General features: G+C 69.1%; 25 protein-coding genes and 1 tRNA gene. 22 read left to right on the top strand and 4 right to left on the bottom strand.

The window, feature by feature from the left end; genetic code table 11:
- Position 1 precedes the first annotated feature (1 nt).
- The 10 genes from HRL51_RS07045 (at position 2) to HRL51_RS07000 (ending at position 9,740) form a co-directional block, all read left to right on the top strand.
- Positions 2-1,027, top strand: coding sequence for a LacI family DNA-binding transcriptional regulator (locus HRL51_RS07045; RefSeq protein ID WP_235954482.1), 1,026 nt, complete (start codon positions 2-4; stop codon positions 1,025-1,027).
- Between the two features lie 197 nt (positions 1,028-1,224).
- A complete protein-coding gene (locus tag HRL51_RS07040; RefSeq protein WP_235954483.1) occupies positions 1,225-1,902 on the top strand; it encodes a glycoside hydrolase family protein in 678 nt (225 codons plus the stop codon).
- Positions 1,903-1,910: 8 nt separating this feature from the next.
- Entirely contained in the window at positions 1,911-2,834 is a 924-nt protein-coding gene (locus HRL51_RS07035; protein WP_172121269.1) for a glycoside hydrolase family protein, read from the top strand.
- A 253-nt stretch (positions 2,835-3,087) separates the two neighbouring features.
- A complete protein-coding gene (locus tag HRL51_RS07030) occupies positions 3,088-3,822 on the top strand; it encodes a helix-turn-helix transcriptional regulator (protein ID WP_172193409.1) in 735 nt (244 codons plus the stop codon).
- The gene (sufB, locus tag HRL51_RS07025; protein ID WP_172121271.1) at positions 3,819-5,258 is read left to right on the top strand and encodes a Fe-S cluster assembly protein SufB; all 1,440 of its coding nucleotides are present in this window, start codon (positions 3,819-3,821) and stop codon (positions 5,256-5,258) included. The genes HRL51_RS07030 and sufB overlap by 4 nt, the downstream gene beginning before the upstream one ends.
- A 74-nt stretch (positions 5,259-5,332) precedes the next feature.
- The gene (gene sufD / locus HRL51_RS07020; protein WP_172121272.1) at positions 5,333-6,592 is read left to right on the top strand and encodes a Fe-S cluster assembly protein SufD; all 1,260 of its coding nucleotides are present in this window, start codon (positions 5,333-5,335) and stop codon (positions 6,590-6,592) included.
- A 45-nt stretch (positions 6,593-6,637) separates the two neighbouring features.
- Positions 6,638-7,387 carry a Fe-S cluster assembly ATPase SufC gene (gene sufC / locus HRL51_RS07015; RefSeq protein ID WP_172121273.1) on the top strand — a complete coding sequence of 250 codons (750 nt, stop codon included), beginning with the start codon at positions 6,638-6,640 and terminating at the stop codon, positions 7,385-7,387.
- 9 nt (positions 7,388-7,396) lie between these two features.
- Complete coding sequence (locus tag HRL51_RS07010; protein ID WP_172193411.1) at positions 7,397-8,758, top strand: aminotransferase class V-fold PLP-dependent enzyme; 1,362 nt, start codon at positions 7,397-7,399, stop codon at positions 8,756-8,758.
- A gap of 2 nt (positions 8,759-8,760) precedes the next feature.
- Positions 8,761-9,243, top strand: coding sequence for a Fe-S cluster assembly sulfur transfer protein SufU (gene sufU / locus HRL51_RS07005; protein ID WP_172193412.1), 483 nt, complete (start codon positions 8,761-8,763; stop codon positions 9,241-9,243).
- A gap of 62 nt (positions 9,244-9,305) precedes the next feature.
- Positions 9,306-9,740 (top strand): metal-sulfur cluster assembly factor, encoded by a 435-nt coding sequence (locus HRL51_RS07000; RefSeq protein WP_172121276.1) that lies wholly within the window; start codon positions 9,306-9,308, stop codon positions 9,738-9,740.
- Here HRL51_RS07000 and HRL51_RS06995 read toward each other — a convergent pair.
- Positions 9,730-10,092, bottom strand: a complete 363-nt coding sequence (locus tag HRL51_RS06995; RefSeq protein ID WP_172121277.1) for a DUF488 domain-containing protein — start codon at positions 10,090-10,092, stop codon at positions 9,730-9,732. The two genes, HRL51_RS07000 and HRL51_RS06995, sit on opposite strands and share 11 nt — an antisense overlap.
- An 89-nt stretch (positions 10,093-10,181) precedes the next feature.
- On the opposite strand from HRL51_RS06995, the gene HRL51_RS06990 reads away from it, so the two are divergent.
- Together HRL51_RS06990 and HRL51_RS06985 are read left to right on the top strand one after the other, a co-directional pair.
- On the top strand, positions 10,182-11,228 hold the full coding sequence (locus tag HRL51_RS06990) for a quinone-dependent dihydroorotate dehydrogenase (RefSeq protein WP_172193414.1): 1,047 nt from the start codon (positions 10,182-10,184) through the stop codon (positions 11,226-11,228).
- A gap of 100 nt (positions 11,229-11,328) precedes the next feature.
- Positions 11,329-12,615, top strand: a complete 1,287-nt coding sequence (locus HRL51_RS06985; RefSeq protein WP_244960125.1) for an MFS transporter — start codon at positions 11,329-11,331, stop codon at positions 12,613-12,615.
- Between the two features lie 51 nt (positions 12,616-12,666).
- Here HRL51_RS06985 and HRL51_RS06980 read toward each other — a convergent pair whose 3' ends face one another.
- Both HRL51_RS06980 and HRL51_RS06975 read right to left on the bottom strand, forming a co-directional pair.
- Positions 12,667-13,686, bottom strand: coding sequence for an aldo/keto reductase family protein (locus HRL51_RS06980; RefSeq protein ID WP_172193416.1), 1,020 nt, complete (start codon positions 13,684-13,686; stop codon positions 12,667-12,669).
- Between the two features lie 117 nt (positions 13,687-13,803).
- Positions 13,804-14,412 carry a DUF3043 domain-containing protein gene (locus HRL51_RS06975; RefSeq protein ID WP_172193417.1) on the bottom strand — a complete coding sequence of 203 codons (609 nt, stop codon included), beginning with the start codon at positions 14,410-14,412 and terminating at the stop codon, positions 13,804-13,806.
- 40 nt (positions 14,413-14,452) lie between these two features.
- Here HRL51_RS06975 and HRL51_RS06970 point away from each other — a divergent pair, with 40 nt between their 5' ends.
- On the top strand, positions 14,453-15,850 hold the full coding sequence (locus HRL51_RS06970; RefSeq protein ID WP_172193419.1) for a dipeptidase: 1,398 nt from the start codon (positions 14,453-14,455) through the stop codon (positions 15,848-15,850).
- Between the two features lie 4 nt (positions 15,851-15,854).
- Positions 15,855-17,084 (top strand): glycerate kinase, encoded by a 1,230-nt coding sequence (locus HRL51_RS06965; protein ID WP_244960124.1) that lies wholly within the window; start codon positions 15,855-15,857, stop codon positions 17,082-17,084.
- On the opposite strand, the gene HRL51_RS06960 is transcribed toward HRL51_RS06965, so the two are convergent.
- Positions 17,081-18,115, bottom strand: coding sequence for a LacI family DNA-binding transcriptional regulator (locus tag HRL51_RS06960; RefSeq protein ID WP_172193421.1), 1,035 nt, complete (start codon positions 18,113-18,115; stop codon positions 17,081-17,083). The genes HRL51_RS06965 and HRL51_RS06960 overlap by 4 nt on opposite strands.
- Before the next feature lie 237 nt (positions 18,116-18,352).
- Between HRL51_RS06960 and HRL51_RS06955 the strand changes: the two genes are divergently transcribed.
- The 8 genes from HRL51_RS06955 (at position 18,353) to HRL51_RS06920 (ending at position 23,217) form a co-directional block, all read left to right on the top strand.
- Positions 18,353-18,982: a hypothetical protein gene (locus tag HRL51_RS06955; RefSeq protein WP_172121283.1), complete on the top strand. Its 630-nt coding sequence runs from the start codon at positions 18,353-18,355 to the stop codon at positions 18,980-18,982.
- A 91-nt stretch (positions 18,983-19,073) separates the two neighbouring features.
- Positions 19,074-19,145, top strand: a tRNA-Asn gene (locus HRL51_RS06950).
- 449 nt (positions 19,146-19,594) lie between these two features.
- Positions 19,595-19,807: a MerR family transcriptional regulator gene (locus HRL51_RS06945; RefSeq protein WP_172193422.1), complete on the top strand. Its 213-nt coding sequence runs from the start codon at positions 19,595-19,597 to the stop codon at positions 19,805-19,807.
- Between the two features lie 667 nt (positions 19,808-20,474).
- A complete protein-coding gene (locus tag HRL51_RS06940; protein ID WP_172193424.1) occupies positions 20,475-20,642 on the top strand; it encodes a hypothetical protein in 168 nt (55 codons plus the stop codon).
- A gap of 10 nt (positions 20,643-20,652) precedes the next feature.
- On the top strand, positions 20,653-20,874 hold the full coding sequence (locus HRL51_RS06935; RefSeq protein ID WP_172193426.1) for a hypothetical protein: 222 nt from the start codon (positions 20,653-20,655) through the stop codon (positions 20,872-20,874).
- A gap of 8 nt (positions 20,875-20,882) precedes the next feature.
- Complete coding sequence (locus HRL51_RS06930; RefSeq protein ID WP_244960123.1) at positions 20,883-21,146, top strand: WhiB family transcriptional regulator; 264 nt, start codon at positions 20,883-20,885, stop codon at positions 21,144-21,146.
- Positions 21,143-21,478 (top strand): hypothetical protein, encoded by a 336-nt coding sequence (locus HRL51_RS06925; protein WP_172193427.1) that lies wholly within the window; start codon positions 21,143-21,145, stop codon positions 21,476-21,478. The genes HRL51_RS06930 and HRL51_RS06925 overlap by 4 nt, the downstream gene beginning before the upstream one ends.
- The gene (locus HRL51_RS06920) at positions 21,475-23,217 is read left to right on the top strand and encodes a ParB N-terminal domain-containing protein (RefSeq protein ID WP_172193429.1); all 1,743 of its coding nucleotides are present in this window, start codon (positions 21,475-21,477) and stop codon (positions 23,215-23,217) included. Before HRL51_RS06925 ends, HRL51_RS06920 begins: the two co-directional genes overlap by 4 nt.
- The last annotated feature ends 70 nt before the right edge of the window (positions 23,218-23,287 follow it).

Here is a 23,287-nt window from a genome sequence, read left to right as displayed (position 1 = left end):
GATGCCGACCCACTCTGACGGCGACAGCCGGGTGACGATGAGGCAGGTGGCCGAGGCGGCAGGAGTGTCGGTGACCACCGTCTCGCACGTGGTCAACCGCAAGCCAGGCGCGCGCATCGGCGAGGATGCTCGGCACCGGGTCCTCGCAGCGGTCGAGGCTCTGGGGTATCGACCTAACGCACTGGCGAAGACCCTGGTGAAGGGCAGGAGCCCATTCATCGGCATTGTCGCTGACTCGATCGCCTCGACGCCCTTCGCCGGGCAGATTGTGCGGGGAGCACAGGAAGAGGCTTGGAAACGCGGCTACGTGCTACTGGTGGCAAACACCGAAGGCAACGCTGTGGCCGAGGAACAGGCGATCTCGATGATGCTGCAGTACAACGTGCGAGGGATCCTCTACTCTCGCTGGTACCACCATCGAGTGCTGCCGCCGTCCTTGTTGGATGAGGTCTCCACCGTACTTGTCAACTGCTACGACGAGCGGGGGCAGCTGCCTGCAGTCGTTCCTGATGAGGAGCAAGGTGGAGCTGAGGCAGCCAGGCTTTTGCTAGAGGCTGGTCACCAGCGCATTGCCTTTGTCAACACGACCTCAGCGTCGCCGGCCCAGAGCTGCCGCCTGGCGGGATTTCGCCGCGCCCTGACCGATGTGGATATCCCGGTTGACGAGGCGCTGATCTGGCAGACGGAGCCTGACCAGGAGGGTGGGTTCGCCATCGCCGATCAGGTCATCAGCTCAGGTGTCACGGGTGTGTGCTGCCACAACGATCGCGTGGCCATGGGGATGTATGACCGTCTCCGGGAGCGGGGCCTGGTTGTCCCGCGTGACGTCTCCGTCGTCGGCTTCGACAACCAAGAGGTCATTGCCGGGCACCTTCACCCGCCGCTGTCGACGGTGGCCCTGCCTCACTACGAGCTGGGTGCAGCGGGGGTGCGAGCACTTCTCGGTGAGGAACCGCTGCCACACGACGGCACCAGGCGAGTCTCCTGCCCACCGGTTCGGCGGGATTCAGTCCTCAAGCGGGACTAGGCCGTTCGTGATTGACCACGATGTCTCAAGGGGGAGGCTATGCGTGTTTTCACGCACTTCATGTCCGGACGAATCTCGTGATGTCGCGCCGGTCACTCATTCGCGCCTCGGGCGTAGGCGGTATGAGCCTCATCGCTCATCCCCCGTGCCAGGCCATGACTCCTGCCTCTGACGAGAGGCTAAGGGCGGTCTTTCACATGGCTGCGCCGAGTGGCTGGCTCTGCGACTGCCAACGGCCGATCCGTCTGGGTGACAAGAACTTGCTCTACTACCTGCACTCGCAGACCAACGTCGGTGACGGCGGCTGGGATGTTGCGACGACGACGGACCTTGTCACCTTCACCGACCACCGCGTGGCCATACCTGTTGAGCCTGGCTTTCCGGTATGGAGCGGGTCTGCCGTGGTCGACGTCGACGGTACGGCCGGGTACGGACGTGGAGCGGTGATCGTGCTGGCTACTCAGCCGACCGGGGGAGTAAGACGGTATCAGGAGCAGTACCTGTACTGGTCGACTGACGGGATCTCCTTCACTCGACGCCAGACGCCAGTCATCATGAACCCCGACGGTCGCACGGCTCGCAGTGCTGAGGAGATCGACAACGCCGAGTGGTTCCGTGATCCGAAAGTGGTCTGGGACGAGGAGCGCTCTGAGTGGGTCTGCGTCATCGGGCGGAGGAAGTACGCCACGGTGTACGTCTCGACGAATCTGACGGAGTGGACCTGGACCTCGAGCATGGATGCCGTCGGCGCCGGTCTGCCCATGACATACGTCTACTGGGTTGGGCAGTGGGACGGCACCCGCTTCCAGACCGATACGCTGCAGCCTCTGTGCTCCTACGGGGGACCTGCACTCTTTTCCGGCATGAGAATTTAGGAGTTCGCATGAGTCTTCAGCTTCGTGACCACTGGGTCTGGGACCACTGGTTCCTCGATGACGGGGAGCGTTATCACGCCTTCTTTCTGCGGGCGTCGCGTGCCCTGCACGATCCTGAGCGTCGGCACCAGAACGCCTCGATGGGACACGCCGTCTCGACGGACCTGCAGCAGTGGGTCTTGTTGCCAGACGCGGTGGTCCACACAGATGGTCCGGCATTTGACGACAAGGCGATCTGGACCGGCTCTGCAGTGATGAAGCCAGAGGGAGGCATTCGAGTCTTCTACACCGGTATCAGCAGGGCCGAGGCCGGTGCTGTGCAACGGATTGGTTGGGTGGACTCGTGTGACGGCGTTGTCTTCGAGCGTGCCACCAGTGAGCCCCTAGTCGCTGACGCTCGGTGGTACCAGAAGTGGAACCCTGCCTACCCCTATGACGAGGCCTGGCGAGACCCCTACGTCTTCCGCCACGAGGGGCGCTGGCACATGCTCATCACCGCACGGGGCAAGGGTGCAGAGATCCGTCGCAGCGGTGTCGTAGGGCACGCGGTCTCGGACGATCTTGATCACTGGGAGGTGCTGCCGCCCCTGAGCCACCCTGATGTTCCGTTCGGCCAGATTGAGGTGATGCAGTCCAGGTGTGTTGATGGTCAGCACTACCTGGTGTTCTCCTGCGGGCAGGACATGCAGGCGGTGCCGGGTGCGGGCGGAGTGTGGGTGGCCCAGGGAGAAAGCGCCTTGGGTCCCTGGGACATTGCTCATGCTCGCTATGTCTCGCCTGACACCGTCTATGCCGGTCAGTTGTTCCAGGATCGCCTTGGGCAGTGGTGTCTGGGTGGTTTTGAGTTCGATGACCGGGGCGGATTCATCGGTGGGATCACGACGCCACGCTTGTGGAAGGACGTTGAGCTGCTGAGCCGACCGCTGGGCTGAGCATGGCGAGCCCGGCAGACCGCTGAGCTCGAGCCTGCGGCGACGGTCTGAGCGGCGCCGTAGACGCCGTCGTCGTCGCTGTGCCGGGCCGGGTATAGGGCCCTCCTCTGAGCGATATACGTGCTGGATCCCACGCGCTGAGACCTGCTGATCGCCGCGTCGAGCGAATATCGGAAGACAGATCTTGGTTAAAGTGGGGCAGTGCGTAGGCCGTCCGGCCTAGGCCTACCGTCCGAGGAGGGGAGGAACGGTCATGAACACGGTCGACGACGACTCAACCCGGGCCAGGGTCCTTGACCTCATCGTGGAGAAGGGGCCGGTCTCCGCTGCCCATCTGGCCAGGCTCCTCGACCTGACCCCGGCAGCCGTACGCCGCCACCTCACCGCCCTGGAGGAGACCGGCGAGATCCAGGTCCACGCCGCCGCGGCCTCCGGCAAGCGTGGCCGTGGTCGTCCTGCCCGCCACTACGTGGCGACCCCGAAGGCCAGGACCAGCTTTGCCGAGGGCTACTCAGATATCGCCACACGTGCCCTGACCTACCTCCAGCAGGTCGCCGGGGACAAGGCGATCGACTCCTTCGCGGCCGTGCGCGGACGCGACCTCGAACGCCGCTACATGCCCGTGGTCGAGGCAGCGGGCAAGGACCCCTCAGACCGTGCGCGCGCCCTGGCTGACGCCCTGACCCTGGACGGCTACGCCGCCACCGTCCGCGACGTGGGAGACGGCTCCTTCGCCGTCCAGCTGTGCCAGGGCCACTGCCCGGTGCGCGAGGTCGCCGGACAGTTCGGCGAGTTGTGCGAGGCCGAGACCCAGGCCATCGCCCGCCTGATTGGAGTACCGGTGCAGCGTCTGGCTACCCTCGCCGGCGGCGACCACGTGTGCACCACGCACGTCCCCATCGCGATGCCCGTCCTGCGCAAGCGCGCGGCACGAGCAGCAGCAGACACGCGAGGCCCCCGGGCCAAGCGAACGGAAGGAACCCGATGACATCACCGACGACCGACAAGCCTCGCGTCTCCGACGACGAGATCATCGACTCGATCTCGACGCAGTACGACTTCGGCTGGCACGACTCCGACGAGGCCGGTGCCAACGCCAAACGCGGCCTTGACGAGCAGGTTGTTCGGGAGATCTCCGCCATCAAGGGCGAGCCCGAGTGGATGCTGGCCAAGCGGCTCAAGGCCTACGAGATCTTCGAGCGCAAGCCCATGCCGACCTGGGGCGTGGACCTGTCCGAGCTGGACATGGACTCGGTGAAGTACTACGTGCGCTCCACCGACAAGCCGGCCAGCTCCTGGGACGACCTGCCCGAGGACATCCGTACCACCTACGACCGCATCGGCATCCCCGAGGCCGAGCGTGAGCGTCTGGTGGCTGGTGTAGCCGCCCAGTACGAGTCAGAGGTCGTCTACCACCAGATCCGCGAGGACCTGGAGAAGCAGGGCGTCATCTTCGTCGACACCGACACGGCGGTGCGCGAGTACCCCGAGCTCGTCCAGGAGTACTTCGGCTCGGTGGTGCCGGCCGGCGACAACAAGTTCGCCGCTCTCAACACCGCGGTGTGGTCCGGCGGCTCCTTCATCTACGTGCCCAAGGGCGTCCACGTCGAGATCCCGCTGCAGGCCTACTTCCGGATCAACACCGAGAACATGGGCCAGTTCGAGCGCACGCTGATCATCGCCGACGAGGACTCCTACGTCCACTACGTCGAGGGCTGCACGGCACCGATCTACTCCACCGACTCCCTGCACTCGGCGATCGTGGAGATCGTGGTCAAGAAGAACGCCCGCGTTCGCTACACGACCATCCAGAACTGGTCCAACAACGTGTGGAACCTGGTGACCCAGCGCGCCACCTGCGCCGAGGGCGCCACCATGGAGTGGGTCGACGGCAACATCGGCTCCAAGCGCAACATGAAGTACCCGGCCGTCTACCTCATGGGCCCGCACGCCCGCGGTGAGGCCCTGTCCATCGCCTTCGCCGGCGAGGGCCAGCACCAGGACACCGGCGCCAAGATGGTGCACATGGCGCCCCACACCTCCAGCCACATCGTCTCCAAGTCCGTGGCCCGCCACGGAGGCCGCTCGGGCTACCGCGGCCTGGTCCAGGTCATGAAGAACGCACGGCACTCCAAGTCCAACGTGCTGTGCGACGCGCTCCTGGTCGACGAGATCTCACGCTCGGACACCTACCCGTACGTGGACGTACGGACCGACGACGTCGAGATGGGTCACGAGGCCACCGTGTCCAAGGTGAGCGCGGACCAGCTCTTCTACCTCATGCAGCGCGGCCTGACCGAGACCGAGGCGATGGCCACCATCGTGCGAGGCTTCGTCGAGCCCATCGCCCGCGAGCTGCCGATGGAGTACGCCCTGGAGCTCAACCGCCTCATCGAGCTGCAGATGGAGAACTCCGTCGGCTGAGGCCGACGGCGCAGCCCGCCTCACGCACACCATATTCCACTCGATCTGCCGGAAGACCGGCACAGGAGCACCCAATGCCCGACCTGTCCACTGACCACTCCCAGGCGAGCCTGGACGGCGCCCACTCCCACGGGCGCGCCGCGGCGCCCCAGGGACGGTACGTCGCCTCGCGCGCGGACCGTCCTACCTCCTTCGACCCTGCCGACATCCCGGTGCCGCGTGGGCGCGAGGAGGAGTGGCGCTTCACGCCCATGAAGCGTTTCCGCCCGCTGTTCGACCTGGCGGCCGTGCGCGCCGGAACCGCGACGGACTCAGTGAGCGTCGCCGTCGACGCCCCCGAGGGTGTGCTCGTGGAGAGCCTGGAGCGCACCGACGAGCGGTTGGGAACCGTCGGCGCCCCGGTGGACCGCACCGGCGTCGTCGCCTGGGCAGCGTTCGAGACCGCCACCGCCGTCACCCTCCAGGCAGGCGCCCGGCTCGGTCGCGCAGCGCGCGTGAGCGTGACGGGGCACGAGGTGCCTGGCGAGGAGGGCTTCGCCCGCCCCGCCGCCGGCCACCTGCTCATCACCGCTGAGAAGGGCAGCCGTGGCACGGTCGTCCTCGACCACACCGGTACCGCCGCCTACACCCAGGGCGTGGAGGTCGTGGTCGCCCCTGAGGCCGAGCTGACCCTGGTGACGATCCAGGGCTGGGACGACGACGCCGTCCACGCCTCCAACCACCGCGTGCGCGTGGAGGGGCGTGGCACCCTCAAGCACGTGGTCGTGAGCCTGGGAGGAGACGTGCGCGTCTCCTCCGACCTCGGCTTCTCCGGCGAGGGCGGGCGTACCGAGGCCTACGGCGTCTACTTCACCGACGCCGGCCAGCACCAGGAGCACCGCCCCTACGTGGCCCACACCGAGCCGCACTGCTACTCCCGCGTGACCTACAAGGGTGCGCTGCAGGGCGAGGGCGCCCACGCCGTGTGGGTGGGGGACTGCCTCATCGGTGCTGCCGCCCGCGGCACGGACACCTACGAGCTCAACCGCAACCTGGTGCTCACCGAGGGCGCCAAGGCCGACTCGATCCCCAACCTGGAGATCGAGAACGGCAACATCGAGGGCGCCGGCCACGCCTCGGCCACCGGGCGCTTCGACGACCACCAGCTGTTCTACCTGCGTGCCCGCGGCATCCCCGAGTCTGAGGCCCGGCGCCTGGTGGTACTCGGTTTCTTCAACGAGATCGTCGCCGAGATCGGCGTGCCTGAGGTCGAGGAGACCCTCATGGGCGCCATCGAGAAGGAGCTGGAGCTCACCGGCGTCATCGCCGCCCGCGAGCAGGCTCCCACGGCCTGAGCCGCACCTGACCACCCCGTACCCGCAACAGAAGAGCACACGAGCATGAGCACCCTGCAGATCAAGAACCTCCACGTCCAGGTCGCCACCAACGACGGCCCCAAGCCGATCCTCAAGGGCGTCGACCTCACGGTCGACTCCGGTGAGGTCCACGCCATCATGGGCCCCAACGGCTCGGGAAAGTCCACCCTGGCCTACTCCATCGCCGGTCACCCCGACTACGAGGTCACTGACGGTGAGGTCCTGCTCGACGGCGTCAACCTGCTGGACATGAGCGTGGACGAGCGCGCCCGCGCCGGCCTGTTCCTGGCCATGCAGTACCCGGTCGAGGTCCCCGGCGTGTCGGTGGCCAACTTCCTGCGCACCGCCAAGACCGCCATCGACGGCCAGGCCCCCAAGGTCCGCCAGTGGGTCAGCGAGGTCTCCGGCGCGATGGAGAAGCTGCGTATGGACCCCGCCTTCAACGAGCGTGACGTCAACGCCGGCTTCTCCGGTGGTGAGAAGAAGCGCTTCGAGATCCTCCAGATGGAGCTCCTCAAGCCCCGGTTCGCCGTCCTGGACGAGACCGACTCCGGCCTGGACGTGGACGCGCTGCGCATCGTCTCCGAGGGCGTCAACCGCCTGCACGAGACCTCCGACGCCGGCTTCCTCCTCATCACGCACTACACGCGGATCCTGCGCTACATCAAGCCCAGCCACGTCCACGTCTTCGTCGACGGGCACGTGGCCGAGGAGGGCGGCCCGGACCTGGCCGAGCGCCTGGAGAACGAGGGCTACGACCGCTTCCTCAAGTGAGGCTCCTTGATGACTGACCCTGCAACCGCCCAGCCGACTGCCGCAGAGGCGACGACGGCGCAGCCGCTGACCGCTGACGAGCTCGCCGCCGTCCGTGCGGACTTCCCGTACCTGGCGCGCCCCGCGCGCTCAGGCGAGCCGCTGGCCTACCTGGACTGGGCAGCCACCAGCCAGAAGCCGGCATGCGTCATCGAGCGAGAGGCCGAGTTCCTGCGGATGTCCAACGGCGCCGCGGGCCGCTCGACCTACCAGATCGCGGACGAGGCGACCGCCGCCTGGGAGGAGGCCCATGAGGCGGTCGGCGCCTTCGTGGGAGCGCGGGCCAGCCAGGTGGTCCTGACCAAGAACGCCACCGAGGCGGTCAACCTCGTGGCCCTGGCGATCGGTCACGCGAGCCTGGGACGCCCGGCCGGGCGCGGGGGAGCGGCAGCGCACGCCCACGACCCCTCGGCCAGGCTCCGCCTGGGCCCGGGCGACGAGATCGTCGTCTCACGCGCGGAGCACCACGCCAACCTCGTGCCCTGGCAGGAGCTGGCGGCGCGCACGGGTGCCACTGTGCGGTGGCTGGACCTGACCCCCGAGGGCCGGATCGACCTGGGGACGGTGGACGTCATCACCGAGCGCACCCGCGTGGTGGCCGTGGCCCACGCCTCCAACGTCATCGGGGCGCTGACCCCGCTGGAGGCGGTCCTGCCGGCGGCCAGGGCGGTGGGCGCCCTGGTCCTGCTGGACACCTGCCAGTCCGCGGCCCACGTCCCGCTGGACTTCGCAGTGCTGTCCGCCACGGGTGTGGACGCGATGGTCCTGTCCAGCCACAAGATGCTCGGCCCGACCGGCATCGGTGCGCTGGTGGCTACCGAGGACCTGCTGGAGGCGATGCCGCCGGTGCTCACCGGGGGGTCGATGATCGAGGTCGTCTCGATGGAGTCCTCGACCTACATGTCCGGTCCCGCTCGATTCGAGGCCGGCAGCCAGCCGCTGGCTCAGGCCGCGGCCTGGACGACGGCGGTGGGCTACCTGTCACGGCTGGGCCTGGACCGTCTGCACGCCGGTGAGCGGGTGCTCACCCAGCGCCTCCTCGACGGCCTGGCGGACGTCCCCGGCGTGCGCGTGCTCGGACCGACTGACACCCGCGACCGTCTTGGTGTGGTGCCCTTCGTCGTCGGGGGCGTCCACCCTCATGACGTCGGCCAGGTGCTTGATGCTGCCGGGGTGGCTGTGCGCACCGGCCACCACTGTGCCCAGCCCATCCACGCCCACTTCGGGGTACACGCCTCCTCACGCGTGTCCTTCGGGCCGACTAGCACCGCCGAGGAGGTTGACCGCTTCCTCGAGGCGGTGTCCTCCGTCCGTTCCTACTTTGGCAGGTGAGCATGAACGACCTCGACCAGCTCTACCAGCAGGTCATCCTCGACCACTCGCGTGAGCGCCACGGTGCCGGCGCGCTCGACGCTCCTGACGGTCGGTCCCACCAGGTCAACCCGACGTGCGGGGACGAGGTGACCCTCGACGTCAAGGTCGTGGACGGCACCGTCGCGGCCGTGGGATGGGAGGGGGAGGGCTGCTCCATCTCCCAGGCCTCGATCTCAGTCATGCACGACCTGGTCGACGGCGCGGACCTGGCCACGGTGGCCCGCCTGGAGGCGGACTTCGACGCCCTCATGCACTCGCGCGGCAAGGGCGTGGACGCGGCCGTGCTCGACGCCCTGGAGGACGGAGCAGCCTTCGAGGGGGTCTCGAAGTACCCCAACCGCGTCAAGTGCGCACTGCTGGGCTGGATGGCGCTCAAGGACGCCCTGGCGCGCTCCGGCGTCGTCCTGCCGCAGGTAGGTGCCGACTCCGCACCAGCCAGCTGACGCATTCCCTCACCACTGACTGCCGAGGACCGGCTCGGTCCTCACGACCCCAAGGAGACCGTATGAGCGAGCCCACCGGCGCCCCGGCGCCCGGAGCCGAGAACCCGGCCGGCAGCCCGGCCACCACCGCACCTGCTGACGCGGCCGACAACCCCATGGCGGCCCAGCACACCCCGGCCCAGCTCTCCGACGTCGACGTCGCTGCCATCGAGGAGGCCCTGCGCGACGTCATCGACCCCGAGCTGGGCATCAACGTCGTCGACCTCGGTCTGCTCTACGGCGTCGCCATCGAGCCCGACGGCACCGTGGTGCTGGACATGACGCTGACGACGGCGGCCTGCCCGCTGACCGACGTCATCGAGGAGCAGGCGGCCCAGGCCCTGGCCTACATCGTGGACAAGGTCCGCATCCAGTGGGTGTGGCTGCCGCCGTGGGGCCCGGACAAGATCACGCCCGAGGGCCGCGAGCAGCTGCGGGCGCTGGGCTTCAACGTCTGAGGAGCGCCTCGCGCAGCACCGGCGCGTTGGAGCGCTGGTCCCCGTCCTTCGTGCCGTACAGGAGGGTGAGGCGCCCGCGCTCGGCCAGCGCGCGCAGGTGCGCTACAGCCTCGGCACGCTCGGGCTGGGCCAGCTCAGCGCGGTAACGCGCCTGGAACTCCTCCCAGCTGATCTCGCCGTGGTGAAAGCCGCGACGCAGGTCGGCAGACGGAGCGATCTCCTGGCACCACTCGTCCAGCGCTGCGCGCTCCTTGGACACCCCGCGCGGCCACAGGCGGTCCACCAGCACGCGGTACCCGTCCTCGGCTGCGGGGTCCTCTCGGACGGACTTGAGCCCGATGTCCAGGATCATGACGGTCTCTCACCTCTCCTCGCTCGTGACCGTGCCAGTATCCCACCGGCGTCGCGCACGAGCGCCGTGGCCCCCGCTATCCTGGGCCCGTGCTCTACGACCTGCTGTACAAGACCGTCCTGACACGCATTGACCCCGAGGTCATCCACGACGTCTGCGTCAAGGGCGTCGCGGTTACCGGTCGCCTGCCCTTCGTACGGGACGTCGTGCGCCAGGCCTGGGGACGCCGGCCCGCGATCCCCGTGCCCTCAGCCGGTCAGGGAGGGCCCTTCGCCCGCCCGGTTCCCGGCGTGCTGGGGCTGGCCGCCGGTATGGACAAGGAGGGCGAGGCCGTGGAGGGTATGGACGCCCTCGGCTTCGGCTTCATCGAGGTCGGCACCTTCACGGCCCAGGCCCAACCCGGTAACGACAGGCCTCGCATGTGGCGGTACCCGGCTACGCGCGCCGTGCGCAACAGGATGGGCTTCAACAACTCCGGCGCGGACGAGGCTGCTCGCCGCCTGCGCGAGCTGCGCTCGACGGTGCGCGGGCGCAGCATCGTCGTCGGTGCCAACATCGGCAAGACCAAGGTGGTCCCGCTTCAGGACGCCGTCGAGGACTACCGCTACTCCGCGGCCGCGGTGGCTCGCTGGGCCGACTACCTCGTGGTCAACGTCTCCAGCCCCAACACCCCGGGTCTGCGTGACCTGCAGAACGTGGAGTCCCTGCGGCCGATCCTTGAGGCCGTGCGGGAGGCCGGCGACGCCGCCGCCCACCGTCACGTGCCCCTCCTGGTCAAGATCGCCCCGGACCTGGCCGACGAGGACGTCGACGCCGTCGCCGACCTCGTGACCGACATGGGCCTGGACGGCGTGGTCGCCACCAACACCACCATCGACCACGACCTGGGGGAGGGAGGTCTGTCCGGGGCGCCTCTGCTGCCGCGGTCCCTGGAGGTCGTACGCCGGCTGCGCGCGCGCCTGGGCGAGGGCCCGACTATCATCGGCGTGGGCGGGATCTCCTCGATCATGGACGCCGAGCTCATGCTCGACGCCGGAGCGGACCTGCTCCAGGCCTACACCGCCTTCATCTACAACGGCCCGGCGTGGCCGGGCCGTATCAACCGGGCGCTGGCGACCATGCGTCGTCCGCGCTGAGCGGGTACCATAGCGGCGCGCCACAGAGCGTGTGAGCGGGAGACGAGGCTACCTGTGGGGTCGGGCTGGTAGTCCGACGTCGTCGACCCCGGGAGCACACGTGACCAGCTCAGCCACCCCCGCTCAGGTGCCTGGCGCGCAGCCGCCTGCACCCGACCAACCGACCCCGCCGCCCCTGCGCGCCCTGGCACAGGCCGCCGGCGGCTCCTTCCTCGTCCTGGGCTTCCTCGGCCGTCTGCCCGCTGCCATGAACCAGCTGGGCATGCTCCTCATCGTCTCCGCCTCCGGCCGAGGCCTGGCCCTGGCCGGCTCGACCGTCGCCGCCGTGGGCCTGGGAACAGCCGCGGGGGCCCCGGTCGTCGGACGCCTCGTGGACCGGGTCGGTGCGGTGCGCGTGCTCGCCTGCGCCCTCGTGGTGCAGTCACTGGCCCTGGCCGGGGTTCTCGCCTGCCTGCACGCGGACCCGCCCGGCGCACTGATCCTGGCCTTCGCTGCCCTCCTAGGACTCGCCAACCCTCAGGCAGGCTCGATCGCGCGTGCCTGCTGGTCGGCCATCGCTCGCGCCGACGACGTACCCGCTCGCGCACTGCGTACGATCCGGCTCGGTCTGGGCTTCGAGACGGCCGCGGACGAGACGAGCTTCGTCGTCGGCCCGGTCGCGGCTGGGGCGCTGGTGACGCTGCTCGGGGCCGAGGGGGCGGCCCTGTCCCTGCTCGTCCTCACGGTGATGGGTGAAGGAGCCTTCGCCCTGTGGCTCGCCCGCCGCCCGGCGCTGTCTCGTCCGCGCCAGGACGACGGCGGTACCGGCTCCACGCAGGAGCAGGCGCGTGCACCGTGGGCGGCGCTGGCCCCGGTGCTGGCCACGATCGCCGCGGTGGGCGTGGTCTTTGGTGCCACCCAGACGGCTCTGACCGCCGTGCACACGGCTCACGGGACCCCAGGACTGACCGGCCCGGTCTACGGCTCGATGGGGGTCACCTCGGCGCTGGCCGGTATGGTCGCGCCCTCCCTGCGCAGCGGCGTCCTGGCCAGGACCGCGCTGGGTGGGGGCCTGGTGCTCGTCTGCTCCGCCGTGCTCACGACGGTTCCCGGCACTGCGCTGACCCTGGCGATGATCCTCCTCATGGGAGCGGGTGTGGGTACGGTCCTGGCGACTTCCTACACGCGCGTCGAGGCCGTGGCCGTGTCCGGACGGGTCACGAGCCTGATGACGCTGGCAGCGACCTGCAACGTCCTGGGCGTCTCCCTCGGCTCGGTGGTCACGGGTGCGCTCGGGGCCAACCTCCACCACGCCAACCTGCCAGCCGTGGCCGCCGGCGCGGTCGTGCTCGCCCTGGCCGCAGCGCAGGCGTTGACGAGCCGAACGGGTAGCTTTGCCTCCGAGTGAAGAACGCCAGGCTCCTCGCTCGGGCGCAAAGCTACCCGCTCGCGTCACAGGTCAGCGCAGCTCCTCATCAGCCTTGCGTGAGGGGGACCGGGTCAGGGAGGGGTCACGCTCGACGACGTCGCCCAGGGCCTGGTCGATCGCGGCCATCATGTCCGCGTCCAGCCGCACGCCCGAGGCCTTGACGTTCTCCTCCAGCTGCTGGGGCCGGGAGGCACCCACCAGGGCAGCCGAGACGTTCGGGTTCTGCAGGACCCACGCGATCGCCAGCTGCGGCATGGTCAGGCCAGCCTCCTGCGCGATCGGACGCAGGCGCTGGACCGCGGTGAGCACCTCGTCCCGCATCCAGCCTGCGATCATGTCCTTGCCGCCGCGCTCGTCCGTGGCGCGCGAGCCGGCCGGAGGCTGCTGACCGGGCAGGTACTTGCCGGACAGCACGCCCTCAGCCATCGGGGACCACACGACCTGCCCCATGCCGAGCTCCTCTGAGGCGGGCACGACCTTGTCCTCGATGACACGCCACAGCATCGAGTACTGCGGCTGGTTGGACACCAGGCGGAAGCCCATCTGGGTGGCCAGCTCCTGACCGGCGCGGATCTGCTCGGCGGTCCACTCCGAGACGCCGATGTACAGGGCCTTGCCCGAGCGCACGACGTCGGCGAAGGCCTGCATCGTCTCCTCCAGCGGCGTGGCGTCGTCGTAGCGGTGGGCCTGGAGGAGGTCCACGTAGTCGGTGCCCAGGCGCCTGAGCGATCCCTCGATGCCGCGCAGGATGTGCTTGCGCGACAGCCCGGAGTCGTTGGCGCCCTTGTCCTGGATCGGGAAGTAGACCTTGGTGAAGATCTCCACGCCGTCACGGCGCGTGCCGGCCAGCGCCTTGCCCAGCACCTCCTCGGCCTTGGTGTTGGCGTAGGTGTCAGCGGTGTCGAAGGTCGTGATGCCCAGGTCCAGGGCCGTGCGGACGCACTGCGTCGCAGTGTCGGCCTCGACCTGCGAGCCGTGAGTGAGCCAGTTTCCGTAGGTGATCTCCGTGACGCGAAGGCCGGAGCTGCCAAGATGACGGTAAGCAACCATGGCTCCAGCCTAGGGGAGCAGGCGCCGGGGCGAGACCTCGGTCACAGGGACGGGGACGTCGTCGGCCCGGCTTCCGCTGCAGGCGGAGGACCGGGCCGGGAACGGGACTGAGCGGGCTCAGGAGGGGTACTCCCGGCGTCCCACCTGGGGCACCGGCTGACGCCAGCGACGCAGGTTGAAGCAGCGGGAGAAGACGTACCAGAAGATGACGCCTTGCTCCTTGACACGGGCCTCGCCGAACTTGGCGATCAGGCGCTTGCGGACCAGGCGCCAGCAGATGACCGCGTCCACGATCGCCACGAGGAAGAGGGCGTAGATGAAGAGCATGAGGTAGAAGGTGCCCACGGCCGCCTGCGCCGAGCGCGACACCGCCTGGAAGCCGATGACGACGAGCAGCAGGATGATCGTCGAGGGCAGGAAGAGCTCGCCCAGGCTGAAACGTGCGTCCACGTAGTCGCGGATGTAGCGCTTGATCGGGCCCTTGTCCCTCACCGGCAGGTAGCGGTCGTCCCCGGTGACCATGGCGCGGCGCTGGCGCTCCCAGGCCTCGTCCCGCCTGGCACGGGCCTCACGCTTGGCAGCCTTGCGGTCGGTGGGGACCACCGGGTGGACGCCACGGGCCTGCGCGTCCTTGCGCCTGGGCGTGGGGCGTCCCTTGCCACCGGGCTTGGTGCTCTCGGCCTCCGGCGCAGGCTCGGCGGCCTTCTCCTTCTTGAACAGACTCACGCCGCTAGGTTACCGGCTCGGTCGCGCTACGCTGAAAACCATGATCTCAGTCGAAGCCGTACGCGCATCCGTCCACCGCTCCTTCGACCACGTCGTGGCCGACCTGGTCGACCTCGTCGCCGTCCCCTCGGTCTCTGCCTCCAGCCACGACCAGGTTGAGGTGGCCCGCTCGGCCGAGCACGTGGCCGGCCTGCTGCGGGGCGTGGGGCTTGAGGCTGAGGTCGTGAGCGTCGACGGGCCGGACGGCGTGCCCGGCCGTCCGGCGGTGCTCGCTCACCGTGAGGGGCCGGCAGGCTCCCCTCGCGTGCTGCTCTACTCCCACCACGACGTCCAGCCCGTGGGCGACCCCAGTGCCTGGGCCCAGAAGGACCCGTTCACCGCCGAGCGTCGTGGGGACCGCCTGTTCGGACGCGGTACGGCCGACGACGGCGCCGGCGTCGTCTCCCACGTCCACGCCCTGCGGGTGCTGGACGAGCTCCTCGGTGGTCTGCCCTGCTCGGTCACCGTCTTCATCGAGGGAGAGGAGGAGGTCGGCTCGCCCTCCTTCGGGAACCTGCTGGCCGCCTACCGCGACCGTCTGGAGGCCGACGTCATCGTCGTGGCCGACTCCTCCAACTGGAAGGTCGGCGTGCCCGCGCTGACCACCTCGCTGCGCGGCGTGGTCCAGGTCGACGCCCGCCTCGACGTCCTCGACCACGCCCTGCACTCGGGACAGTACGGCGGCCCGGTGCTCGACGCCGTGACCTCCATGTGCCGCCTGGTGGCCACCTTGCACGACGAGGCGGGCGACGTCGCCGTGCCGGGGCTGGTCTCCCGAGCCCAGGCTGCTCCTGACTTCCCTGAGTACCCCGAGGAGACCTTCCGCGCTGACGCCGGCGTGCTCGACGGCGTCGAGCTGGCCGGTACCGGGGACCTCACCGCCCGGCTGTGGACCAAGCCGACGATCACGGTCATCGGCATGGACGTCACGCCCCTTGACCTGGCCGGCAACGTCCTGGCCCCCTCCTGCACCGCCCGCATCTCCATGCGTCTGGCGCCCGGCCAGGACCCTGAGGCCGCCCAGGCCGCGCTCGTGTCCTACCTGGAGGACCACGTGCCCTTCGGGGCTCGCCTGACCGTCTCCCAGGGTGAGGCCGGACCTGCCTTTGACGGGTCCTCGGACACACCGGCTGGCCGTGCGGCCCACTGGGCGCTGTCCACGGCCTTCGACGAGGACTGCGTCGACATCGGCCAGGGCGGCTCCATCCCCTTCATCTCCACGCTCCAGGAGACCTTCCCCGGCGCCCAGGTCCTGGTCACCGGCATCGAGGACCCTGACACCCGTGCCCACAGCGAGGACGAGTCCATGCACCTGGGTGACCTGGAGAAGATCGTCACCGCCGAGGCCCTGCTGCTGGCCCGCCTGGGCGGGGCCGTGGCCGAGCACGCGCAGGACTGAGGGCGTGCGCGTCCTTCTCGCACCGGGCGGGATGTACCCCGAGCCCGGGGGCGTGCCCGTGACGACGGCGGCCGTCAGCCTGCACGCCAGCGCGGTGGCGCAGGCCCTGGCTGCCGGATGGTGCAGCCAGCGGCCTGAGGACCGCCTCACGCTCCTGCCGGTGGCCGACGGCGCAGCCGGCAGCGCCGCTGTCTTCCCGCCGTCGATGGTGGCTGGCCGTGTCGTCCTGCAGGCAAGCGGACCGCTGGGACAGGTGCGGGAGGCGGACCTGATCAGGCTCGCCCAGCGTGAGGAGGGGCAGACGGACGGCGCCGCGGAGTCGTCGTCGGGCTCGAGGGCGACCTGGTTCCTGGACGCGGCTCGTCTCGTGGCCCTGCCTGCGGACAGGGACGAGGCGGCCCGTGAGGCCCTGGAGGGAACGACCTTCGGTCTGGGCCAGGCCCTGGCAGCCGCACTGGGGCACACGGCTCCCGGAGACGTCCTCGTCGTCGGGCTGGCGCGCAGCGCCGTGCACGATGGCGGGGCGGGCCTGATCGACGGGCTCGGAGGAGCAGCAGGAGCCACGACGGCGGTGGAAGGACGCGAGCTGGTGCTCGCCCTGGCTGACGACGTCGCGCTCGGTGGGCTGTCCGGCGTCGGTCAGGGACTGGTCGCCGTGACCTCCCTGGGAGCCGAGCAGGCGCAGGAGCGTGACCGCGCCGCCTGCGCGGCCGCCGCCACCCTGGTCACGCAGCTGACGGAACGCTCTGGGAGCGGCGGGCCGGGGCGCCGGGTCCTGCCGGTGGTCGGAGCGGACAGGAGCGTGCCGGGCACGCTCAGCGTCACCTCCTGGGGCAGTGGTGCCGGCGGTGGGGCGGGCCTCGTCCTGCAGGTGCTGGGGGCACGCGCCGTGCCTGGGCCACGCGTCATGGCGAGCCTGCTCGGCCTGGACGCTGCGGTCAGCCACAACGACCTCGTCGTCACGGCGGCCGGAGAGGTCTATGACGTGCTGGCGGACTCGCTGACCGCCGTCGTCGGGCAGGCTGCCTCAGACCGCGCCCTGCCGGTCGTGCTGGTCACGGGCCGCGGGCTCGTGCCGCGTGGCGAGCTCGCGGCGGCCGGGGTCAGCGCCACCTACAGCCTGGAAGAGGCCGGCGCGGGTGCAGCCGGAGCCTGGGACGGCGAGGACCGTCAGGCGCTGCGCCGTCGCCTGGAGGACATGGGGGCACGTCTGGCTCGTAGCTGGTCGCGCTAGGACACTGCCGTCGCGGGCTGTTCCTTCGGGGCCGGGCCGGTGGATCCCCGGACGATGAGGTCGGGGGAGAAGAGCATCTCCCTGTCCGGGACCTCCTCGCCTGCGATCGCGGCCAGGAGCGTGGTGACGGCCGAGCGGGCGATGGCGGTCACGGGCTGGCGCACCGTCGTCAGCGGCGGGTTGGTCATAGGGATGAGCGGGGAGTCGTCGTAGCCGATGACCGAGACGTTACCGGGGACCGACAGGCCGGCGGCGCGCACGCCCTGGATCGCTCCGAGCGCCATGATGTCCGAGCCGCACACGATCGCGGTGCACCCCTGTTCCAGCAGGCGGGTGGCACCGGCCGCCCCGCCCTCGTAGCTGTACAGGGCCTCGACCGTACGCAGGGGCTCCCCGGGCAGGCCGGCTCGCATCGCGTCCTCGTAGCCGGCACGCTTGCGCTGGGCAGGGACCATGCGCAGCGGCCCCATGGACAGGCCGATGCGACGGTGGCCCAGGCTGATGAGGTAGTCCACTGCCATGCGCGCGGCCGCGCGGTCGTCAGTGGTGAAGCCGGGGGCCTTGATCGTCGGGGCGTTGCCGTTGATCGTGACGAGAGGGACCTCGCGCTCGCGCAGGCGCTGATAGCGGGTGACGTCACTGGAGGTGTCGGCGTGGCGGCCGGAGACGAAGATGATGCCGGAGACCCCACGGTCGACGAGCATCTCGATGTACTCGTCCTCAGTCGTCCCGCCCGGGTTCTGGGTGCACAGCAGCGGGGTGTGGCCGCTGGGGGCCAGCAGCTGCTCGATCTCCTGGGCGAACATGGGGAAGATCGGGTTGGACAGCTCGGGCACGATGAGCCCGACCAGCCCGCGGGAGGCCTGGTGCAGTGCCTCGGGGCGCTCGTAGCCCAGCAGGTCGAGGGCGACGAGCACCTGGCGCCGGGTGACCTCGGCGACGTTGGACTTGCCGTTGAGCACGCGGGAGACGGTGGCCGTCGAGACACCCGCCTGCTCGGCGATGTGAGCCAAGGTAATGCGTTGAGGCACCGCTTCAGTCTCCTTCGAGTCGGTACAGCGCACCGGGCGGCGTCGCGGTGACGGTGCCCGGTGGGCTGCGTGCGGGGCGCCGTGACTCGCCGTTGAATCGAGGCAGGGGCGGACCCGTGTGCGTCACGAATGTAACGTTTTGATGCAAGGCTTGCAAGGTATGTGTTGTCCGGATATGTCAGGATGAGAGGCTGTCGTCGTCACTCGGGCTGCCTGGCTGGCCTGTAGCCTGCGGGCATGTCGTGGTTGCGTCGCTCTCGTTCACCGCTTGCCGCGCCTCCGCCCGAGGTGGTGGAGCAGGTGCCGCACGGGACCCGTCTGCTGGCGGCCGTGCCCGTGTGCGCTGACGGCCGTTGCTGGCTGCTTGCCTGCGAGGACGGTGTGCGTGGTGCTCGTGTGCTGCCAGGGGAGGGGGCGGGCGCAGGCGAGAGGGAAGACGACCGTGCGGGGCCTCTGGCGGCCTGGCAGGGAGTGACGGGCTGGGACCGCGTGACCCGCGCACGGTGGGACGCCCAGACACGGAGCCTCGTCTTTCACATCTTGCACGAGGATGAGGAGCGGGTGGTCGTGCTGCCTGCGGCACTGCGCCAGGACCGGGGTGACGGGGTCGCGGAGGAACGGAGGGTGGACGAGTCCGCCTTCAGCCTGGCCGTGCGCCAGCAGGTGGAGCGAGCCATCGTCTACTACGTCAGCCAGACCCTGGCGAGCGGTGTACGCGTCACGGCCTCGGTCCGACGTCGGACGGACGGAGGCCTGTACTCCGTACTGGATCCTGCGGAGGACAGCACCGAGCTGGCTAGGCAGCAGGAGGAGGCTCGAGCCCTGCTCAGGCGAGTCCGTGAGGGTGTGGGTCTGCCCACACACTAAGAAAACGGTGGAATGTCGCGGGTGTTATTCGCCAAGTCGATTCGACGTGGCCGTGGCCGGTTGCTAAAGTTCTTTCCGCGCCAAGCGCGATTCCTGCGTAGCTCAATGGCAGAGCATCCGACTGTTAATCGGACGGTTGCTGGTTCGAGTCCAGCCGCAGGAGCTTTCGATGATGTCGTCGAAGAAGATCAGGGAGCCCCCGCCGGGAACGGTGGGGGCTCCGTCGTCCCCGGGGGAGGGTGTGCGGCCCGTCATGAGCCACATGAGATCGACATTCGTGCGTGCAGAGATCTTCTCCATCATCCCGGGGTAGTCCCGCGGTACACGGTCCTTCAGTTCCCACTCACGCCACGACCCTTGTGGGATAGCGCACGCCAGGGCCGCTTCCTTCATGTTCCAGCCGAAACGCTGGCGCACAAGCGCAAGGCGTGCGCCAAGGGTTTGGTCGTTAGGGATCCAACCGTGGGCTACAGGCTGTGTGCTCATGAAGGAAGTATCGCGCATAACGTGGAAAACGCGCAAGAGGTGAGGGAATCGATTTGGTGTCGGAGGCGTGAGATTCGCGCGAGTCGTGCTTGACGTGAATCATGCATGTATGGTTCAGTCTCACTCATGAGCACATCAGTCACGCTATACACGACTGCGGAGGTGGCTGACCTGGCAGGAGTGGACACCTCGACCGTGCGCCGCTGGGTCGAAAGGAAGCAGCTCGTCCCCGCAGCCATCACGCCTGGCGGCCACTACCGGTTTGACCCCGATGATGTCACTGAGAGTCTCGGTATGAGGCCTCAGATGCGCTCGCGGGCTGCCGGGGAGGTGGCGTGATGCAGCGACGCTCATGTGCCGATCAGGCAGGGCAGGCCGTCTCTCGTCCGTCGTACCCGGTGCTCGGTGACGGGTGTGTGGGTGTGCCCTGCATGGTGTGCGGCACGACTGTCCCCATCTATGCCGACAAGCTCCTAGACAGGCTCATCAGGGGTGATGTCTTGTGCAGCGGCTGCCTGGCGGCACGCAGGGAACGCCGTATCCACCTCGTCATAGAGGCTGACGCTGAGCGCGTGAGGTTCGTGGTGGAGCCGTCACTCTTCCGTCTCGTCGAGGATGCCGGTTTCCATAATGACTCCTCCTCGGTAGGCGGTGACGGCGCTGGCGTGGGTGCTCCGGCGTCGTCGACAGGTAGTGGTGCCTCGGAGCCTACCGAGGAGGTCCCCGCAGTGGGTGCGCCTGTGTCTTCGGGGTGTGCTGGCTGCGGTGGGGGCTGCCGGTCGGGTGCAGGTGCGGTGCCATCACCTGCACCCGGCCCGGAGCCGGCCAGCTCGATCGATGAGTTGCGTCAACGCCTGTGCGAGATGCGACGCAGGGTTGCGTCTCTACATACCGACGTCGACAAACGCATCGCAGAGTGCCGACCCCATAACACCGGCCACTGACAGAAAAGTGCCCGCCAGCCGGGGGTAACGGCTGGCGGGCGGTGAGACAAGGAAAACGAGACATGCCTCGGGTGAAGTCTATCTACGTGCCCCGCCACAGGGCCCCTCGTAGGGGTGTGCTGTCTGTGGTGGCCACTGCCCTGGGTCTGGCCCGTGGGCGGGGACAGGTGGTGTCTGTGCTGGATGTGCTGGTTCCCAGCGAGGTCGAGGAGGTGCCCAGTGGTCGCTGAGAGTAGTGACGTGATGGTGGTGACTGACGGCATGGTGCAGTTTGCGCTGGTCGTAGCCGCTGTACTGGTGCTTGCTGTGGCGGCTGCGTGGGCGTGGGCGCGTCGCCGCTGGGCGCTGGAGCGTGCTGCCCTGGCCTGCTCCGTGCTGGCTGTGTGGCTGGCTCACGCGGCGTGCCGTGCGACGCCAGGGCGCCGTGTGAGTGGTGAGCGGGTCGTGTCGTGGCTGGGCTGAGGGGGCTGGTGGGGGCGTCGCGTGGTGCCCTGTCGTGGCAGGAGCAGGCGCTGTGCGCGCAGATCGACATGGATTTGTGGTTCCCGTCGAGTATGGGTGGTGGGTCGTCGGATGCTGCGGTGTCGGTGTGCTGCCGGTGCCCGGTGGTCGATGAGTGCCTGTCCTACGCCATGGAGTGCGAGGCCCGCGACCGGCGCCGCTTCGGCGTGTGGGGTGGGCTGACCCCGGATGAGCGTGAGCGTCTGGCCTGCGCCCGGGTGGTGGCGTCGTGAGCGCGGACAACATTTTGGCGGCAGGGCCGCGCCGAAAGGCCTGGATGCAGCTCACCGAGCACCAGCGCGGTGAGGCTCCCCGGCTGGTGCTCAATGTTCTCAGCGCTGCTGCCGCCGCGCAGCCGCAAGCGGTGGCCACGGCACTGGCTGAGGCGGGGTGCGTGAACCCGTGCCTGGAGGAGCACGTGACCTGGGCTGCCGCCCAGCAGACGGGGCAGCTGGTGCTGACGGTGGACCCGGAGCGGCAGATCAGCCGCTACCTGACACAGGGCATACGGCTGCGCCGCCAGCAGCAGGAGACCGGACAGGAGCAGGAAGGACTGTTCTCATGACAACAGTGACGTCGGAGCCGGTGACGGTGATCGGCCTGGATGATGAGCAGGCTCGGCTGGTGGCTGAGGTGCTCGCCGGAATGGCCGATGATGACGCGCGGGTGAGTGTGTCCCTGTCGCGGCTGGCCTCGGCCACCGAGATGTCGTCTCGCACGCTGCAGCGTGTGCTGGAGCGCCTGGAGGCAGCCGGCTGGGTGACTATCCACCGGGGCGACAACAACCGCCCCTCGACCTATGACGTGGGCTTCCTGGTGGAGGCTGGTGTCGTCGGTCGGAGCCCCGTTATGGGCGCAGGCGCACAGCACTCTCCTGGCCCTCGGGTGCTGTCCGAGGCCGAGGCGCGCTCGCCGCTGGGTGAGGTCGTCCCCGGTGAGCGTGTCCTGGTGGACCCGTCCCTGCTGGACGGCGGGTCGAACATCCGCCGGAACCTCAAGGTGTCTGACGCCTTCGTAGAGACCATTCGGACTCAGGGCGTGCTGCGTGACCTGCACGTGTACCCGACGCTGACTGGTCTGGTGGTCCATGACGGTCACCGACGCCTGGTCGGTGCGCTCAGGGCTGGGCTGGGGATGGTGCCGTGCCTGGTGGTGGCGGTTGATGACGAGCAGGCTCGGATTGAGCGGCAGCTGGTGATGAATGACGAGGCCGAGCACGTCACGAGCGTGGAGCGTGCGGAGGCGATCGAGCAGCTGGTGCTGATGGGTGTGCCCCGTCAGGACATCCACCGCCGTACCGGCGCGCACCTGGAGGAGATCAGGGCGGCGCGCAGGGTCGCCGGGGCTCCGGAGGTGGTGCGGGACCTGGGGCGGCGGGTGCCGGGCCTGGACCTGCTGGCCCTGGGCAAGGTCGCGGACCTGGCCGCCGAGGCTACTGACGAGATGAGCCTGGCTGGAGCGGTTGAGGAGATCGAGGATGACCCTGCCCAGATCGATCACATCCTGGAGGCTCGTGCCAGGGTGCTGCGTCGTGAGCGGCTGATCGCTGAGAAGATCCGTGAGCAGGAGGCCTGTGGGATCAAGGCAATATCGCTCGCTAAGGCAGCCCCGGGCGCAGGCTGCAGGTGGAGGTACCTAACGAGCCTGGAGGACAGGCACGGCCAGCGTCTGGACGAGGTGGAGCATGTGACGTGCCCGGGGCACGCCGTCGTCGTCGACACCACCTGGAGGGACGACCAGGAGGTGGCGGAGTGCTACCCGGTGTGCCTGGACTGGACTGCCCACGGGCACCGCAACCGGTATGCCACGCCCGCCTCCGGCGCGACCTCTGGCCCTCAGCCTGCTGAGGTGGCAGCCCAGCGGGCACTGGTCCGTAAGAACAACGACGAGTGGGACGCCGCGTGCGCGGTGCGGCGGGCCTGGGTCAGGGACACGCTGCTCAAGCAGCGCCGGGTGCCTAATGATGCTGCCGCCTATGAACTTCGTGTGGCTCGGTGGGCGCTTGTCAACGTCTCCTCCTCCGCCAGAGGCAAGGGCATGGAGCGTGTGGGCGTGGAGCCAGACTCTCTGCTGGCTCCGGCCTCGACTGTGGCCGCCGAGCGTGGCCTGCTCGGTCTGCACCTGGCGTGCGTGGAGGGCGTGGTCGAGCGGGACTCCTGGCAGGACAAGCCATACGGGCCGCAGCTGAGGTCGATCATCAGGCATCACCTGCGCTACCTGGTGGCGTGGGGGTATACGCCCTCCGACATCGAGCGTCAGGTCATCGATGCCGCTGCCACACAGGGTGGTGAGGGTGATGAGTGAGGCGGTCCTGGCCGTGTTCGCGGCTACCTGGGCGTGCATGTGGATCACTGAGGCGTGGCGTCATGAGTCG

Source organism: Actinomyces faecalis (assembly GCF_013184985.2).
Taxonomy (GTDB): Bacteria; Actinomycetota; Actinomycetes; order Actinomycetales; family Actinomycetaceae; genus Actinomyces; species Actinomyces faecalis.
This window is presented reverse-complemented; position numbering and strand designations above follow the sequence as displayed.

What these genes read in the sequence shown, in the direction of transcription:
- HRL51_RS07045 (WP_235954482.1), top strand. Translation starts at nt 2, where the DNA reads ATGCCGACCCACTCTGACGGCGACAGCCGGGTGACGATGAGGCAGGTG.
- HRL51_RS07040 (WP_235954483.1), top strand. Translation starts at nt 1,225, where the DNA reads ATGGCTGCGCCGAGTGGCTGGCTCTGCGACTGCCAACGGCCGATCCGT.
- HRL51_RS07035 (WP_172121269.1), top strand. Translation starts at nt 1,911, where the DNA reads ATGAGTCTTCAGCTTCGTGACCACTGGGTCTGGGACCACTGGTTCCTC.
- HRL51_RS07030 (WP_172193409.1), top strand. Translation starts at nt 3,088, where the DNA reads ATGAACACGGTCGACGACGACTCAACCCGGGCCAGGGTCCTTGACCTC.
- sufB (WP_172121271.1), top strand. Translation starts at nt 3,819, where the DNA reads ATGACATCACCGACGACCGACAAGCCTCGCGTCTCCGACGACGAGATC.
- sufD (WP_172121272.1), top strand. Translation starts at nt 5,333, where the DNA reads ATGCCCGACCTGTCCACTGACCACTCCCAGGCGAGCCTGGACGGCGCC.
- sufC (WP_172121273.1), top strand. Translation starts at nt 6,638, where the DNA reads ATGAGCACCCTGCAGATCAAGAACCTCCACGTCCAGGTCGCCACCAAC.
- HRL51_RS07010 (WP_172193411.1), top strand. Translation starts at nt 7,397, where the DNA reads ATGACTGACCCTGCAACCGCCCAGCCGACTGCCGCAGAGGCGACGACG.
- sufU (WP_172193412.1), top strand. Translation starts at nt 8,761, where the DNA reads ATGAACGACCTCGACCAGCTCTACCAGCAGGTCATCCTCGACCACTCG.
- HRL51_RS07000 (WP_172121276.1), top strand. Translation starts at nt 9,306, where the DNA reads ATGAGCGAGCCCACCGGCGCCCCGGCGCCCGGAGCCGAGAACCCGGCC.
- HRL51_RS06995 (WP_172121277.1), bottom strand. Translation starts at nt 10,092, where the DNA reads ATGATCCTGGACATCGGGCTCAAGTCCGTCCGAGAGGACCCCGCAGCC.
- HRL51_RS06980 (WP_172193416.1), bottom strand. Translation starts at nt 13,686, where the DNA reads ATGGTTGCTTACCGTCATCTTGGCAGCTCCGGCCTTCGCGTCACGGAG.
- HRL51_RS06970 (WP_172193419.1), top strand. Translation starts at nt 14,453, where the DNA reads ATGATCTCAGTCGAAGCCGTACGCGCATCCGTCCACCGCTCCTTCGAC.
- HRL51_RS06955 (WP_172121283.1), top strand. Translation starts at nt 18,353, where the DNA reads ATGTCGTGGTTGCGTCGCTCTCGTTCACCGCTTGCCGCGCCTCCGCCC.
- HRL51_RS06945 (WP_172193422.1), top strand. Translation starts at nt 19,595, where the DNA reads ATGAGCACATCAGTCACGCTATACACGACTGCGGAGGTGGCTGACCTG.
- HRL51_RS06940 (WP_172193424.1), top strand. Translation starts at nt 20,475, where the DNA reads ATGCCTCGGGTGAAGTCTATCTACGTGCCCCGCCACAGGGCCCCTCGT.
- HRL51_RS06920 (WP_172193429.1), top strand. Translation starts at nt 21,475, where the DNA reads ATGACAACAGTGACGTCGGAGCCGGTGACGGTGATCGGCCTGGATGAT.